This is a genomic window from Desulfosporomusa polytropa (assembly GCF_055380075.1).
Map to the genome: position 1 here is coordinate 2537553 of NZ_AP042400.1, position 15586 is coordinate 2553138.

Annotated in this window: 15 protein-coding genes; all 15 read right to left on the reverse strand. The window is 43.2% G+C overall.

From position 1 onward, the window contains the following. Nucleotides 1–38: 38 nt before the first annotated feature. Complete coding sequence (locus tag ACZ449_RS13795) at nucleotides 39–1655, reverse strand: ABC transporter substrate-binding protein (RefSeq protein ID WP_464261550.1); 1617 nt, start codon at nucleotides 1653–1655, stop codon at nucleotides 39–41. Between the two features lie 65 nt (nucleotides 1656–1720). After that, nucleotides 1721–2692, reverse strand: coding sequence for an ABC transporter ATP-binding protein (locus tag ACZ449_RS13800; RefSeq protein ID WP_464261551.1), 972 nt, complete (start codon nucleotides 2690–2692; stop codon nucleotides 1721–1723). Nucleotides 2693–2704: 12 nt separating this feature from the next. Beyond that, nucleotides 2705–3733, reverse strand: coding sequence for an ABC transporter ATP-binding protein (locus ACZ449_RS13805; RefSeq protein ID WP_464261552.1), 1029 nt, complete (start codon nucleotides 3731–3733; stop codon nucleotides 2705–2707). A gap of 19 nt (nucleotides 3734–3752) precedes the next feature. Further along, the gene (locus ACZ449_RS13810; protein ID WP_464261553.1) at nucleotides 3753–4637 is read right to left on the reverse strand and encodes an ABC transporter permease; all 885 of its coding nucleotides are present in this window, start codon (nucleotides 4635–4637) and stop codon (nucleotides 3753–3755) included. 10 nt (nucleotides 4638–4647) lie between these two features. After that, nucleotides 4648–5568 (reverse strand): ABC transporter permease, encoded by a 921-nt coding sequence (locus tag ACZ449_RS13815; RefSeq protein ID WP_464261554.1) that lies wholly within the window; start codon nucleotides 5566–5568, stop codon nucleotides 4648–4650. Nucleotides 5569–5854: 286 nt separating this feature from the next. Then, a complete protein-coding gene (locus ACZ449_RS13820) occupies nucleotides 5855–7009 on the reverse strand; it encodes a M20 family metallopeptidase (protein ID WP_464261871.1) in 1155 nt (384 codons plus the stop codon). Further along, nucleotides 7002–7739 carry an ABC transporter ATP-binding protein gene (locus ACZ449_RS13825; RefSeq protein WP_464261555.1) on the reverse strand — a complete coding sequence of 246 codons (738 nt, stop codon included), beginning with the start codon at nucleotides 7737–7739 and terminating at the stop codon, nucleotides 7002–7004. Before ACZ449_RS13825 ends, ACZ449_RS13820 begins: the two co-directional genes overlap by 8 nt. Further along, nucleotides 7733–8503, reverse strand: a complete 771-nt coding sequence (locus tag ACZ449_RS13830) for an ABC transporter ATP-binding protein (RefSeq protein ID WP_464261556.1) — start codon at nucleotides 8501–8503, stop codon at nucleotides 7733–7735. The genes ACZ449_RS13825 and ACZ449_RS13830 overlap by 7 nt, the downstream gene beginning before the upstream one ends. A gap of 4 nt (nucleotides 8504–8507) precedes the next feature. Continuing rightward, the gene (locus ACZ449_RS13835; RefSeq protein WP_464261557.1) at nucleotides 8508–9662 is read right to left on the reverse strand and encodes a branched-chain amino acid ABC transporter permease; all 1155 of its coding nucleotides are present in this window, start codon (nucleotides 9660–9662) and stop codon (nucleotides 8508–8510) included. 12 nt (nucleotides 9663–9674) lie between these two features. Further along, a complete protein-coding gene (locus tag ACZ449_RS13840; protein WP_094607345.1) occupies nucleotides 9675–10598 on the reverse strand; it encodes a branched-chain amino acid ABC transporter permease in 924 nt (307 codons plus the stop codon). Between the two features lie 19 nt (nucleotides 10599–10617). Beyond that, nucleotides 10618–11784, reverse strand: a complete 1167-nt coding sequence (locus tag ACZ449_RS13845) for a branched-chain amino acid ABC transporter substrate-binding protein (RefSeq protein ID WP_094607346.1) — start codon at nucleotides 11782–11784, stop codon at nucleotides 10618–10620. Between the two features lie 305 nt (nucleotides 11785–12089). Further along, complete coding sequence (locus ACZ449_RS13850) at nucleotides 12090–12497, reverse strand: putative ABC transporter permease (protein ID WP_464261558.1); 408 nt, start codon at nucleotides 12495–12497, stop codon at nucleotides 12090–12092. Between the two features lie 607 nt (nucleotides 12498–13104). Beyond that, the gene (locus tag ACZ449_RS13855) at nucleotides 13105–13599 is read right to left on the reverse strand and encodes a hypothetical protein (protein WP_464261559.1); all 495 of its coding nucleotides are present in this window, start codon (nucleotides 13597–13599) and stop codon (nucleotides 13105–13107) included. A 495-nt stretch (nucleotides 13600–14094) separates the two neighbouring features. Next, nucleotides 14095–14973, reverse strand: a complete 879-nt coding sequence (locus tag ACZ449_RS13860; RefSeq protein ID WP_464261560.1) for an urease accessory protein UreD — start codon at nucleotides 14971–14973, stop codon at nucleotides 14095–14097. Further along, nucleotides 14973–15584 (reverse strand): urease accessory protein UreG, encoded by a 612-nt coding sequence (gene ureG / locus ACZ449_RS13865; RefSeq protein WP_464261561.1) that lies wholly within the window; start codon nucleotides 15582–15584, stop codon nucleotides 14973–14975. Before ureG ends, ACZ449_RS13860 begins: the two co-directional genes overlap by 1 nt. Nucleotides 15585–15586: the final 2 nt, after the last annotated feature.

The window sequence follows — 15586 nt, forward strand, 5'->3', positions numbered from 1 at the left end:
AAAAGCGCTCGTCACAAAGAACGAGCGCTAATTTTCCTTTATTTTGCTGCTTCCAGGCTGATACCATAGTACGGCATATCACCCCAGCCATTCCAAGCCACTTTAAAGTTCTTCACTCTTGGTTGAACCACAAATAGATGTTCTGGCGAAAAGAGTGGTAACCAAGCAGCATCATTAATGACAATCTGATTTTCCATTTCTTGATACAGCTTATAGCGTTCTTCCTGATTGGTCATTTTCCGTGCTTGTTCCAACTGCCCAGCTACTGTTTCATTTTTATAGTTATAGGAGCGTGCTATCGAATTACGGGGCGCAAAAAATGTATAAACGAAATTATCCGGATCATTAAAATCAGCCGACCATATATCCATATACATTGGCAACTGGCCTTGTTTCCTGGTAGATAATAATGCGGCTCTATCCATTTGCTTAATTTCTACAGTGATGCCAACTTGCTTCAGCATTGCCTGGACAGCTTCATTGACGCGAAGTGCTTCCGGCCTGTCTGACACGTGTGCAATCACCATACTAAAGCCATCGGGATATCCCGCATCCGCCAACAATTGTTTGGCTTTTTGCGGATCATACGCAATTTGCGAAGCATTCGGATTATAGCCTAGCAAACCTGGCGGCATGATGGTATTCACTAATTTCCCTTTGCCAAAATATAGTTTATCAAGCAGCTCCTGACGATTAATCGCCATTTGGAACGCCTTTCTGACGCGTACATCATCAAAAGGTTTGATATTTTGATTCATACTATAATAATAGAGACCTACTCTTGGACCTTTAACAATTTGGCTTTTCCATTTATCACTGCCCTCAAAATAAGGAATCTGTGTTCTGGCCAAATCACAGTTAAATACATCTAGTTCGCCTGTTTCAAACAGCATTTTTTGCGTATCTGCGTCTGGCACAATTTTTATAATAATGCCGTCCAGAGCTGCTTTCCCGCCCCAATACTGGTCATAGGCAACCATCGTAATATGGTCGTTAACCTTCCATTCTTTGAGTTTAAACGGCCCTGTACCCACCGTTTTTTCGGGATCTAACCCAAACTGTATTCCTGCCGCTTCAGTAGCTTTACGGTTATAAATAGACGCTGCCGGTGTGGCCAGATTGGCTAAAAATGGAGCAAACGGCTGGGCTAAGGTAATTTCAACAGTATACTTATCAACAGCTTTTATGCCGGCAGTAGTATCGGCCTTACCCTCCATCCGTTCTTTTGCACCGGCAATCATATCAAAAAAATCGGAATTTAAGGCTTTGGTTTTGGGATTGAGCATCCGGTCGACGGTATATACTACATCATCAGCGGTAAGTTCTTCGCCATTATGAAACTTAACCCCTTGCCGCAGGTGAAAGGTATATACTTTGCCGTCAGCAGAAATATCCCATTTTTCTGCCAGCCCGGGGACCATTTCTGATACCCCTGGTGCACTCGTTTTTATTTCCACCAGTCGTTCAAAGATATTTAGCGGCAAATTATATTCTTCCGTAGTCAGCTGAGCATCGGCAGTCCCCGGATCATTTATGGCCGCCACTCTTAGTGTGTTTTTGCTAGTGGATTTATTCATGAGTGAACAACCTGTCATAAATACAAACGAAAAACATAAAACAATAGCGATCGCGATCATTTTTTTACAGTAACTCACTAAAACCCCTCCCTAAAATTTCTAAATAGACATCTATAAAACCCTTAACCTAAGTGCCTTTTTGTTTAGGTTAGAGAAAAATGACAAGCACATTTTCTCCCGCCATAGTCCGCTAACTTTGGTTCCTCTACCCGACAAATTTCTTGTACATAGGGACAGCGGGTGTGAAATCTACAACCCGGCGGCGGATTCATGGGACTAGGCACCTCCCCTTCCAACAGCAGTCTTGCCCGATTGCGCAGCTTAGGGTTTGGCACTGGTGCCGCATTCATCAAAAATGATGTATACGGATGCAGTGGCTGCTCAAATATCTCTTCACAATTTCCTAGTTCGACAACTTTCCCCAAAAACATCACACACACACGGTCAGCCATATAACGTACCACACTCAAATTATGAGAGATAAAAAAGTAAGTCAACCCAAACTGTGCCTGCAAATCTTTGAGCAAATTGAGAATTTGTGATTGGATCGAAACATCAAGCGCCGATACTGGCTCATCACAAATCAACAATTCCGGATTTAACGCCAAGGCTCTGGCGATACCGATGCGCTGACGTTGTCCGCCGCTAAATTGGTGGGGATACCGATTCATAAATTCTTGTCTTAATCCCACCAGGTTCATTAATTGTTCGACCCTAATTTCCTTGTTCTTACCTGTGGCCAGCTGATGTGTTGTCAACGGCTCGCCAATAATATCGACAACTTTCATCCGCGGATTGAGACAGGCATACGGATCCTGAAAAATAAATTGCACCTGTTTTTTGAACTGGTTAGCTGCCTCAGCTCGTAGATTAAAGATATTTTCGCCTTTATAAAGAACTTCTCCGTCTGTCGGCTGCAATAGATTAATCAGCAATCGCGCCAACGTACTTTTACCGCAGCCTGATTCACCTACCAAGGCCAACGTTTCATGTTGAACTATTTCTAAATCAACATTATCTACAGCCTTAACAATATTTTTCTGTTTACTCAACCAACCGCCTGTATCAAAAAAGTATTTTTTTAAATTCTTGCTTTGAATAAGTATATCGCCCACAGTAAGCACTCCCTAACCACGATACTTTAAGCAGCGAACCAAATGTCCCTGGCCGACATCCACCAAGTCTGGTTCTTGTTCCGCACAGATAGCCGAGGCAGATTCGCAGCGGGGAAAAAACCTACAGCCTTTGGGCAACTGCAGCAAGTTTGGCAACATACCTGGTATGTTGTAAAGCCGCTCGCCGTTTTTCCGGAGGGTAGGCAGCGCTTTTAGCAAACCGGCTGTATAAGGATGCAAACAATTGTCAAACAGTTCGAAAACATTGGCCTGTTCTACAATTTTCCCTGCATACATAATCGTAACATCATCACAAACCTCGGCCACAACTCCCATATCATGGGTAATCAGCACAATTGCGGAATCAAGTTCGGCCTGCAATTTTTTCATCAATTGCAAAATTTGGGCCTGCACAGTAACATCAAGCGCTGTAGTTGGTTCATCCGCTATTAACAGCTTCGGCCTGCAGCAAAGCGCCATCGCAATCATCACTCGCTGGCGCAAGCCGCCAGAAAGTTGATGAGGATACGCGTCCAGTCGCTTTTGTGGCTCTGGTATGCCTACTAACTTGAACATTTCAAGAGCTTTTTCTTTCGCCTCGACCTTACCTAGCTGTTGGTGGAGGATTGCTGCTTCCATCACCTGTTTACCCACTGTATAAACAGGGTTTAACGAGGTCATTGGCTCTTGAAAAATCATTGACATCTCATTGCCTCTGACTTGGCACATTTCTTTTTCGGTCAAACCCACTAAATTTTTTCCATCTAAAATAATACTGCCAGCTACAATTTTTCCTGACGGAGCAGGCACCAAGCCCATGAGGGACAATGCTGTCATGCTCTTGCCACAACCAGATTCGCCGACAATACCAACGATTCGTCCTTTTTTTACCGTAAAGCTTACATCATCAACCGCAGGAATTACACCTTTTTTGGTAAAAAAATAGGTTTTAAGGCCTGTTACTGTTAGCATCGTATCCTTTTGAGCTATAGCTGTACCATTTATCTTGTGCTCATCAATCACTGCACTATCTTCTGCCATGAACATTGCCCCCAAACGCTTACTGTTTTAGATATGGATCCAGAGCGTCTCGCAAACCGTCTCCCAGGAAATTAAAAGCCAACGCCACTAATAATATCGCGACTCCTGGTACAATGGCTATCCAGGGAGCCATAAACAAAAATTCCTTTCCCGATGAAGCCATGAGACCCCAGCTGGCCATAGGCGGTTGTGCGCCCACACCCAAAAAGCTCAAGGTTGCTTCTGCCATAATAGCCTCAGGAATACCCAATGTAAACAGCACCAGCAAAGAAGGAATACAATTAGGCAACAGATGCCGTACCAGTATCACCCAATTCTTTACACCCATTATTTTAGCTGCTTCGACAAATTCTTTTTCTTTCAATACGAGTGTTTGCGATCTGACGACCCTGGCTGTTCCCGCCCAGTTGACCAGGCTTATGGCAATGAAGATGTTCAGCAGACTTGCTCCTAATGTATACATTACCACCATCGCCAACAGCAACGAAGGAAAAGCCATAACAACATCGGCTGTTCTCATAATAATATAATCGGTCTTCTTACCATAATAACCGGCTATCAGTCCCAGCATTGTTCCGATCATCATGGAGATTATTGTTGGCACCAAACCAATCACTAACGATATTCTCGATCCATAGATAATTCTACTTAAAATGTCACGGCCGAACATATCTGTACCCAGTAAATATTGGGCAGAAGGTTTCTGAAATTGTTGACTCATATCCACATGGTAAGGATCGTATGGCGCTATATAAGGCGCCAACACAGCTGCGCTAATAAATATCAATAATACTATGCAGCCAGCTAAAGCGCTTTTATTTTGCTGTAATGATTGCATTAGCTCGGTCAAAAACGATTCCTCAACATATTGTGGTTGCTCTATTGCCTGTAGTTGCGATTCCATGTGTTCACCCTCATTTATTTTTAATGCGTGGATCTAAGAAAAAGTACATCATATCAGCTGCTAGATTACCTAAAATAACCAAAATGGTCGTAAAAAGGATGGAGCCTTGTAATAGCGGCAAATCTCTAGTTTGAATGGCGTTAACCGCAATACGCCCTATTCCCGGAATGCTAAAAATAGTCTCAGTTATAACTGATCCCGAAAGCATGGAAGCTACTTGGATCGCCATAACTGTGACTACCGGTAAAAATGAATTTTTAAGCGCATGATTAAAAAGAACAGCAATCGCTGACAAGCCTTTGGCTCTAGCTGTTCGAATATAATCATTACCCATAACCTCCAGCAAGCTGGAACGAGTTAGACGGGCAATCGTCCCTGCTGCCCCCCACCCCAAAACCACTGCAGGCATAATAAGACAAAGTATATTATCAAAGCCCGAAACAGGCAGCCAACCAAGTGTAAAAGCAAAAATGTACTGCAATAAAAGACCTGACCAAAAAACAGGCATCGATACACCGAGCAACGCACTACCCATAAAAAAATAATCAATAACAGAATATTTTTTAACAACAGACAATATTCCTGCCGGAACTCCTACTACCCAGGAAAAAATCATCGCCGCCGTTGCCAATACTAAGGTATTAGGAAAAGCATCCCATAGTAATGTCGCAACAGGCCTGTTCATTTTATAAGAAACGCCAAAATCTCCATGCAGTGCATCCCATATAAAATTAAAATACTGGATATATATTGGTTCATCCAAATGCATTTGCGCCCGTACCCGCGCTATAGTATCCGGATCAACATGGTCATTCATCATCAAGGTCACCGGGTCCCCGGGAACAATATGTAAAAGTATAAAAATAAGTAATGTTACTCCTAATAATATTGGAATGGAACTGATAATACGCTTAATAATGAATAGTACCACTTAATAATCCTCCCACAAAGAGCAAATATATACAAATTGTAACAGCAAAAAATAAAAACGCCGTGTATTCGCATCTACTACTATTCGAACTTTCACGGCGTCTTTGCCTAATTTTTAATTTATAATCACACTTTTACCATGCATCAATTTACCATGTAAGATTATACCATGATGTCTAACTTGAGTCAAACAAACTCGTAACATTGTTTGTTTGAGAGAAAACTGGTACTTTTAAGGACTAAACCCGGCAAATTTTGCAAGATTTAGTCCTTACCAAATTAATCACTTACGATTTAAAGCCTTTTGCAAAATCTTCGTAAAAACGCACCGCAGCCAAATACTTTTCGATCACTACATACTCATCTGGCTGATGAGCCTGCGCATCATCTCCCGGACCATAAAATATAACCGGCAAATTTTTACCTTGTAACAAAATAGAAGCATCGGTGTAGAAATTTACGCCTCTGACAGTTACCGCTGCTTGCGAATATTCCTGGACACACTGCTGCGCCAAGCTGATCACCGGATGGTCTTCTGGGCACGCTACTGGATCACAGGAATGCAGCAACTTTACCTCGGCAGCAAAGTTGGGTTCAGTTTGTTTGAGCGCGAGAATGATATCCTCAATTATTTTTTGCGCATCGCTGGCTGTTTGGCCTGGTATTAATCGAAAATCCACCTGGCAGGTACACGCATCTGGCACCACATTTGTCGCAACTCCGCCCGCAATCTGGTTGATACTCAATGTAGGCATACCCAGCCATTTATTTGGCGGCAAATCAAAAGAAACTGCAGTCAATTTCGTTATAATTGCGTTCATCCTTACGATAGCATTTACTCCCAAATGTGGCATTGAACCGTGCGCCGTAGATCCCCGGGTAGTGATTTCCAACCAGGCAGCACCTTTATGTGTCACAATGACATCTCCGTTGCTAGGTTCACCGACCACGGCTGCCGCTACCTTTTTCATACCGCCAGCTGCAACAAAGGCCTTGGCCCCAAGACAACTTACTTCTTCCCCGGCAGTGGCCAACAAGATAACATCTTGTTCTGGCACAAAGCCTTGCCGTTTCAGCAAAACTAATGAATAAAGCATCGCCGCCAAGCCACTTTTCATATCAGCGGCACCACGACCATAAAGCCGGCCATTGACAATCTCGGCAGCAAAAGGGTCGTACAGCCACTTTTGCTGGCCTGGGGGCACCGTATCCATATGTCCTGTATAAAGTAGTGACGAATTGCTGTTTTTCCCTTTAATGGTTACGATAAGATTGCTGCGGCCACTCTCAATCTCAATAATTTCGCTATCTATATTGCGCTCTTTTAGCCAGTCAGCAAGCCATTTTGCCAAACTACTTTCATTGCCTGGCGGGTTTGTTGTATTAATGGCGATCATATCCTGCAGCAATTTAATCGCTGCCCCAGCATCCCATTCACTCATTAGACTCACTGCTATTCCCTCCTGTCCCATGTTTAAGGTATACTTCTTTTATTTTCTCTTTGGAAGCCGGATCAGACTCCGTACTTTCCAAGATAATTCTTCCCTTTTGCAACAAATAGGCGTGATGGGACATTTGGATAGCTTTGAATCCATTTTGTTCAATTAATAAGACAGTGGTACCTTCTTTACTAATCTCATCAATAGTACGGAAAATTTCATTGACCATGAGCGGTGCTAAACCCAGCGAAGGCTCATCCATCAGCATAATTTGCGGTTGACTCATCATTGCTCGGCCCATGGCCACCATTTGCTGTTCACCGCCACTCATCGTGCCTGCATTCTGACTGCTTCTTTCGGCCAAACGCGGGAACAGAGTGAATACTTTATCCAGACTAGAACGGACCTGGGCTTTATCTTTGATATTACAAGCCCCGATTTGCAGGTTTTCCCAGACTGTCATTTTTGGAAAAACCCGTCGGCCTTCCGGAACTACAGCAATACCACTTTTAACAATGTCCTCAGTAGGCAAACCATTAATTTTCTTACCCCCAAAAACAATTTCACCGGTCAGCGCCGGTACCAAGCCCAAAATGGTTTTAATCATCGTTGTTTTACCAGCGCCATTGCTGCCCAACAAACAAGTAATCGAGCCACGCGGCACCTTGAGTGACACATCCTTAAGCACCGGAATAGAACCATATGCTGTGGAAACCTTATTGATCGTTAGCATGCCGATTCCTCCTGACCTAAGTACGCTTTAATGACTTCCGGGTCTTGTTCCACTTCGTCAAAAGAACCGCAAGCAATACACCGTCCATAGTTTAACACCATTACCTGGTCAACCAAGCCTTTAATAAAATCCATATCATGTTCAACCACGATGATGGATAAATCAGGTAATTTAGCTTTCACTTTATTGAGATCACTCATCAAAGTCGCCGTTTCTATGGCGTCCATCCCTGCCGATGGTTCGTCTAGAAGCAGGATTTTGGGCTGAGCCGCCAATGCCCGGCAAATTTCTAATCGGCGCCTATCCGCATATGATAGATCTTTCGACAATTTATTACTTTGCTTAATTAACAGATCGCCGAAAATACTCATGATCTCAGTCGCTTTGTCAATTGACTTTTTATATAATTGGCCACTGCGGCCAAACAAGGTACCTCTTAGCGATATAGTGCGAACTTCTTCAAAACCCATCATAACATTTTCAATGACATTCAAGTTCCAAAAGAGTCGACCGTTCTGGAATGTACGCGCAATTCCCATACGAAACACCTGATCGGCACTGCGTCCTTGGATTGCCACTTCATTGAGCTGGATGCTGCCACTCGTAGGCAAGTAAATCCCTGACAACAGATTAAACAACGTTGTTTTACCTGATCCATTAGGCCCGATAACCCCTAGGGTCTTGCCTTGCTTTAACGACATATCGACATGATCTACCGCAACCAAGCCTCCGAACTGAATAGTTAATCCCTGCACTGTTAGCATAATTCTATTCCTCCTGCTCTTTGGGCTTGGTAGTAATGATACGATGCTTAAAAGGCAATAGTCCTTGCGGCATAAACAACAGACAGGACACAATAATGATTCCATAAAACATCAAGCGAAAATCATCAAACGCTCTGAACTTTTCCGGAATAACTGTCAAGATAATCGCACCCAGGACGGCACCGGGAATTGAGTCCAATCCCCCGAAAATCACCATGCTAAGCACTAGTACCGACTGCTGAAAACCAAAATTCTCCGGAGCGATAAAATTAATCATACCTGCGTATACGCCACCGACTATCCCACCAAAAAAGGCACCAATTGCAAAAGCCAGCAATTTGTATTTCGTCAGATTTAACCCATAGCACTGTGCCGCCAGTTGATCCTCACGCATAGCATTAAGGCACAACCCCAAAAAGGAATGGCTCAATCTATTCACAAAAAATACGGATAAGGCTAGCAAAACGATAATTACATAATAAAAATTGGCTTGATAGGGCAAGCTGGTGAAACCCAAATTTAACGGAGTGCTCAAATCAAAACCAAATAGTTGCGGTGAAGGAATATTAATTAGCCCATTGGTTCCCCCTGTAATGCTTTCAAAATTCAACAATAATTCTTGCACAATAAGCCCAAAGGCAATAGTGACAAGGGCAAGATAATGACCCTTTACTCGCAAAGCCGGCAGACCAAGCACAATGCCAAATAAACTAGCTACAAATCCTGCCATAATCAATGCCAGCCAAAAAGACACGCCTGCTTTTAATGTTAAAATGCCTACTACATAGGCCCCGATAGCAACAAAAGCTGCATAACCGAGACATACCAACCCTGCCCGCCCAGTCATCAGATTTAAACCTAATGCCATCATAGCGTACAACATTGCTAAGTTTGTAACTTGAAGCCAGTACGGATTACCAGCAACGATTAAAGGAAAACTCAAGGCTATAATAATTGCCATTCCAAAAGCCTGACCCATATTTTGACTGAACTCGGACTTTAATTGCAGCCAAAAATCCTTTTTATAACGCAGCATGCCTATTGCCAGCATAGAAATAAGAACAGCAACCAGCAACACAAACAAAGGATCTTCAATCATCACAAAAGGCAAAAATCCCGCATAACATATAAGTTCTGCCACAAGGATTCTTAGCGACATAAACGTCCCTCCTTAAACCTTTTCATAAGTCCGCTCACCAAAGATACCGCCCGGCCTGAAGACTAAGAAAAGAATTACAATAATGAAACTAATGCTTTCTTGAAACCTTGAACCATCAGGAATAAAGGCCACGGCCATGGTCTCTAAAAATCCTAAAAGCAAACCACCTGCTACTGCACCATACACATTACCAAGACCACCAACAACTGCCGCAGCAAACCCTTTGATACCGACGATAAAACCCATTGTGAATTTAACAATACCATAAGACATCCCGTTCATCAGTCCGGCAACCGCCCCTAAAGCCGATCCTAAAACAAAAGTAATTAGAAATACTCGATCTACCCGTATCCCCATCATCTTTGCTGCTTCCCGGTCCTGTGCCGTAGCCCTGATATATCTGCCAAAAGCCGTTTTTTGAATCAATAGATGCAAACCAGTTATTAACAGCGTCGCCAAAACGACTGTCAATACTATGTCAGGTTTTATAAGCACACCGCCGATTGAAAAGCTTTTCAAGGCAATTAGTTGGGGAAACGGCTGCGGATTGCGACCATTAGGGAAAAATAGCATCACCGCTTCCCGCATGACTATTGATGCACCCAGCGTAATCAATAGTGTCATGATCTCCGGTGCCGACCGCATAGGTTTAATAATAGTCCGCTCCATTACTGCACCAATTAATCCGCCGACTACTAAAACGGCTAGTAAAACCAGCACAAACAGTCCAATCGAACCGGGGGCTACGCCAGCGGAAATAAAGATTCCGCTGGCTGCGAGCGCACCAAAAGCACCCAACATAAATACTTCACCATGAGCAAAGTTAATAACTTCTATTACCCCAAAAAACAGTGTAAACCCTACGGCCATCAAGGAATACATGACTCCCAGGCTTAGCGCATTGAGTAACTGCTGAATAATAAGCTCCCCAGTCAATGGTATCCCCCCTGTTACGTTATTGCTTTTGAATTTTTTTATCGATAACTTTCATGCCTGAGCGATAGTATGGAACCCATTTTCCACCTTCGCTGATGTAGGTAGTGATAATTTTAAGACGCGTCTGGCCTTTATCATCGAACGTTGTTTCGCCAAGTATACCCTCAAAGCTAGTAATACCACGAATAGCTTCTGCCATTTTCACACGATCCGGACCAGCTTTTTCCAAGGCTTTAATAATAATATTTGCAGCATCATAGGCAAAAGGCGCATAGGCTTCATGCGGCTCCGCGTATTTTGCATCTGCATAGGCTTTCATAAAGTCTTTTCCACCTGGCAAATCCTCCAACGGTTTTCCTATACCATGGGCTAATGTTCCATCCGCAGCAGGCCCGCCTATTTTATTGAAGGTCTCTGACAAAATTCCTGAATCGCTCATGAAAATTGCATTCATTTGTAACTCGCCCATTTGACGTTTAATCAGCGCCGCTTCAGTTGCAACACCACCGAAAAAGACCATGTCCGGATTATTACTCTTAATAATAGTCAACAGCGCAGCAAAGTCTTGCTGTCCTACAGATATGCCATCAAAAGAAACGATTTCACCGCCATTATTTTTTACCGAAGCAATGAACTGCTCAGCATTCGTTTTGCCGTAGTCGGTTTTGTCATGGATAACAGCAAACTTCTTTAGGCCCCAGTCTTTAGTGGCTACATTACCTGCCACTTCATTCTGTACATCGGCTGCCGTAATAACCCGGGTGATTTCCTTGAAGCCACCTTTGGTTATGTCATTATGTATTGCCGCTGCAATAACAGTTGGCATCCCGTTTTTGTGAAATACCGGTACGGTAGCCAATGCCGCACCACTGTTAAAATGAGCTACTACTGATATAACGCCTGGATCTGCAATAAGTTTATTTGCAGCATTAACAGCCGTAGTAGGATCGCCAGCATCATCCACCGCCACCAATTCAATTTTGTAAGGCAGTTTTCCTGATGCATTAGCTTGTTTAATAGCTAAATCCACCGAGTTTTTCATACCAATACCAATAGCCGCGTTCCCACCTGTCAATGGCCCCACGAAACCGATTTTTACAACTTTAGAGTTGCTAGTGCCACAGCCTGTCAACACCCCGGTGATCACAAACATTACCAACATCAGATATACAAAACCTTTTTTCATCCTAACTCTCCCCTTTGTAATGAATAGTATTTTATAAGAAAAGACTTGGCTTGTGCCAAGTCCTTTCGGACGTCGGCAGAAGCCTTAGTCGTTCAATCCAGGGAAAGTTATACTTTCCATCTGGATAAAAAAAAGAAACATTTAGGTATGCAAACTTTACATACTTAAATGTTTCCTCTTCGAAACACAAATTTAAACTATTTCACTATTATAAACACAAATCGACAAACAAGCAAACCAACTATTCCCTTTTTTCGAGGAAAATATTGTTATAGACACCAATATCCTCTGCCTTGAAGCTACACCTATACTATTGATATCCGAATCTGGTCTAACCAGTCGTGAATTTTTTCAAATAATAGGCCGGCAACAAACCAAGCAGGCGCATAATCTAAACGTATTAGCCCCTGTATATTGAGGGCATTACTGGAGTAATCCCAAGGTATTGTGCCGATTAGTACACTTAGCACCCAACCAGTAAGGTACTCAACGGCAAAATAAAGTAACATCCAGACAGTACCGCGCTCCCACATCGGCCAGAGCCTAATTGCGTCATGCAGTGGTTCAAACAATGTTACTAACCCATATATTGGAAACATCCACAAATAGGTTGTGGCTGTCAAACAAACATCTCCATTTAATAGCGAACCTGCACCTGTCCAGATAATTTCAAGACACCAGCCTATTATTCCATAAATGACAAAGTGTACCATATTTATAGTGTAAACCTACAACAAGTAATTATTCATTGTTCACGCAAATGAATATTACGCACGCGGAAACAAAAGGTCTAGGCCCCAAGCCTCCAAAAGCTGAAAAGCCAGGCGGTATTCCTAAAATTCGTAAACTCGCAACACTCAGAGAGTACGGATTTTTTTACGGAATACCGCCCGGCTTTTCTCCTGCGGAACGCTTTTTCCGGCAAAGGCCGAGGGATTACGGGAGTTACGAGGGTTACTGGACGCAAACAGTACAGCCACCTGCTCCAGGTTTCGTATTTGACACACCTTGTTTTATAAGACCTCCACGACTCTCAAAAACTTATACTTTCTTATCTTATAAGAAAAGACTTGGCTTGTGCCAAGTCCCTCAGGACGACCGAATTGCTATGCCATCCGGATGCGTCGCCGGCAAAAGCCGCCTGTGCCCTTTAGGGTATAGGCGTTCAATCCAGGCAAAATTATACTTTCCATTGGACAAAAAAGGGGAGTCTCGATTTCAACGAGCCATCCCCTTTCCCTTGGCATGGCTGCCATTGCCACACTAGCTTAACAAACACTTATGACGTATTCCGCGGACTTGCTATACGCACTCGGAATTTTAAAACTTAAAGGTTGCACCAACTTCAACCTGATCTTTATCGCGGCCTTCATCAGGCATAAAATTGGTATATGTAACATTGAGATCAACATTGGTAGCTAATTGAAAACCAGCCCCTACTTGTACTTCTTTAAATTCATCACCGGCAATAAACGCAGCAGATCCGTCAATTTTCGGCGCTAATGACCCCTGCAGACCTAACCCCAGATACATCTCTGAATCATGATAATCAAAATCCCGATTGCCGACTATACCTCGGACATTCTCGGAAAACTGGTACTGCCCGTAAACATCTTTCATATCACCATAGTTATCACGGTCGCTGGCTTGATACCCAAGCGTAAAGCGATCACCAAATTTATGTTCAATATAAACCGTGTCACCAGTTGCGCCAACCGCCGTTTGTTCGTTAGCCAGGTTATTGAGTGGAGCAGCAAAACTTGTGCCTGTACTCAAAACAAGGAACGATCCTAAAATAAGTAAACTCTTTTTCATTGGAAAACCTCCATCACATTGTAATAGTTCTACCAAACATTCTCATCTTTGATAAAGCTTTTAGGTAAAGTAATTTACCGGTGAATTATTTACCTAGGATAAATATACCACATAAATTTTAGAGTTTCTTTAGAATTTGTTAAATTATCTATATTAAGAAAAATTCTGTAGAATCCGTTCTCAGCATACTGCCTTGAAAAGTCGGCAACTGCTCACTGCAATGGCTGCAGGATAAGAAAGACTTGGCTTGTGCCAAGTCCGTCAGGACGGCCGAATTGCTATGCCCTCCATGGCGTAATCGGCACTAGCACCATCCGGGTGCGTCGCCGGCAGAAGCCTTAGTCGTTCAATCCAGGGAAAGTTATATTTTCCATCTGGATAAAAGTCTCCCTAACGCCTCGAACTTATTACGTTAACCGCTTTTCAACACTATGATTGACCGGGAAACGTGAGAGAACTACGCAATGAGGCAAAAGCAAGTACGGATTTTCCATGTTAATATTTTCGCCATGGCCAGGCGGTTTGATTAAATAAACGCTTGCGGAAAATCTGCCATAATTCTTTGAAGGCTTCTTGAATATTATCTGCATTACGTCCTAATGCACGAAAACAATAAGCCTCTTTGGTGAGCTTAGTACCTGCTAATAACACACCGTACTTGTTAGCTATTTTTTCAAGAAAGCCTTCCTCAGCTTCCGTATTTCGCTGCACCATATAGTCTAGTTCCTGCTTGGCGTTCGGGTTAATAACCCAAAAAGTACCAGTATGCGTATAGCCATGTACAAGGCCAAGAGGATTGTTCCACGACTGTAGCTCAGTCGGAACGATTGATGGCTCAAGCACAAACCGATCACTAAAGATAAGCTCCTTATCAATATAGATATTAGTCTGCTGATCCAGTTTACTATAGGCGAAACACTCTTGCCGCGCTGAACGGCCGGGAGCATTAATTTCCCAGAATAGAACCGATGCCTGGCTTGAAACCAGGATATTGGTTCTACTTAACAGACAGCTTTCTGCAAAGGGAATTACAACTTCCGGCATATACTCCAGCCGCGCACCAGCCTCTACACATATTGTTGTAAACTGTTTGGAAAAGTTGCACGTGGGGGAACGGAAAACCTTCGTAGCACCCTGCCCCATTATGACAGCTTGCGCATTTTCTTTTACACGTACATAAATAGAATGCTGATCTCCCTGAAGAAGACCAGCAGCAGGATTCATGATAAAAAAATTTACTGTCTGTTCACTGACAGGATAAAGCGGGCTAGATACCCGGAGCGGCATACGCTGCCGTACGGAACTAAGCACACTACGACCATTTATCGCCGCTACCTCAGCTTGAACAATTCCCTGCTTTAATTTGGCTAGCATCAGGCAATATCCTCCATAATGACATTGTGACGAATCCAGGATAAAACTTGCTGCAAGCCCTCTTCGGTTTTTAAGTTCGTAAACAAAAATGGTCTCTCACCGCGCATGCGTTTAGAATCGCTGGCCATAACTTCCAGGCTGGCACCAACATACGGGGCCAGGTCAATTTTATTAATAACCAACAGGTCTGAGCGCGTAATGCCTGGACCGCCTTTGCGGGGAATCTTTTCACCCTGCGCGACATCAATAATATAAATGGCCACATCGACAAGTTCGGGGCTAAAGGTTGCAGCTAGGTTATCACCGCCGCTTTCCACGAAAATAATCTCCAAGTCAGGATGACGCTCTAGTAAAGCTTCCATTGCTTCCAGATTCATCGAAGCATCTTCCCGTATGGCTGTATGAGGACAGCCGCCTGTCTCGACACCAATAATACGGTCAGGCGGCAAAATACCGTTATGACAAAGAAACTGCGCATCTTCTTTAGTAAAAATATCGTTGGTTATAACAGCTAAGCTAAAATCAGTCGCTAAATATCGGGTTAGTTTTTCTACCAGCGCTGTTTTCCCTGCACCAACCGGACCACCTACTCCAATTCGAATGGGTTTCATAA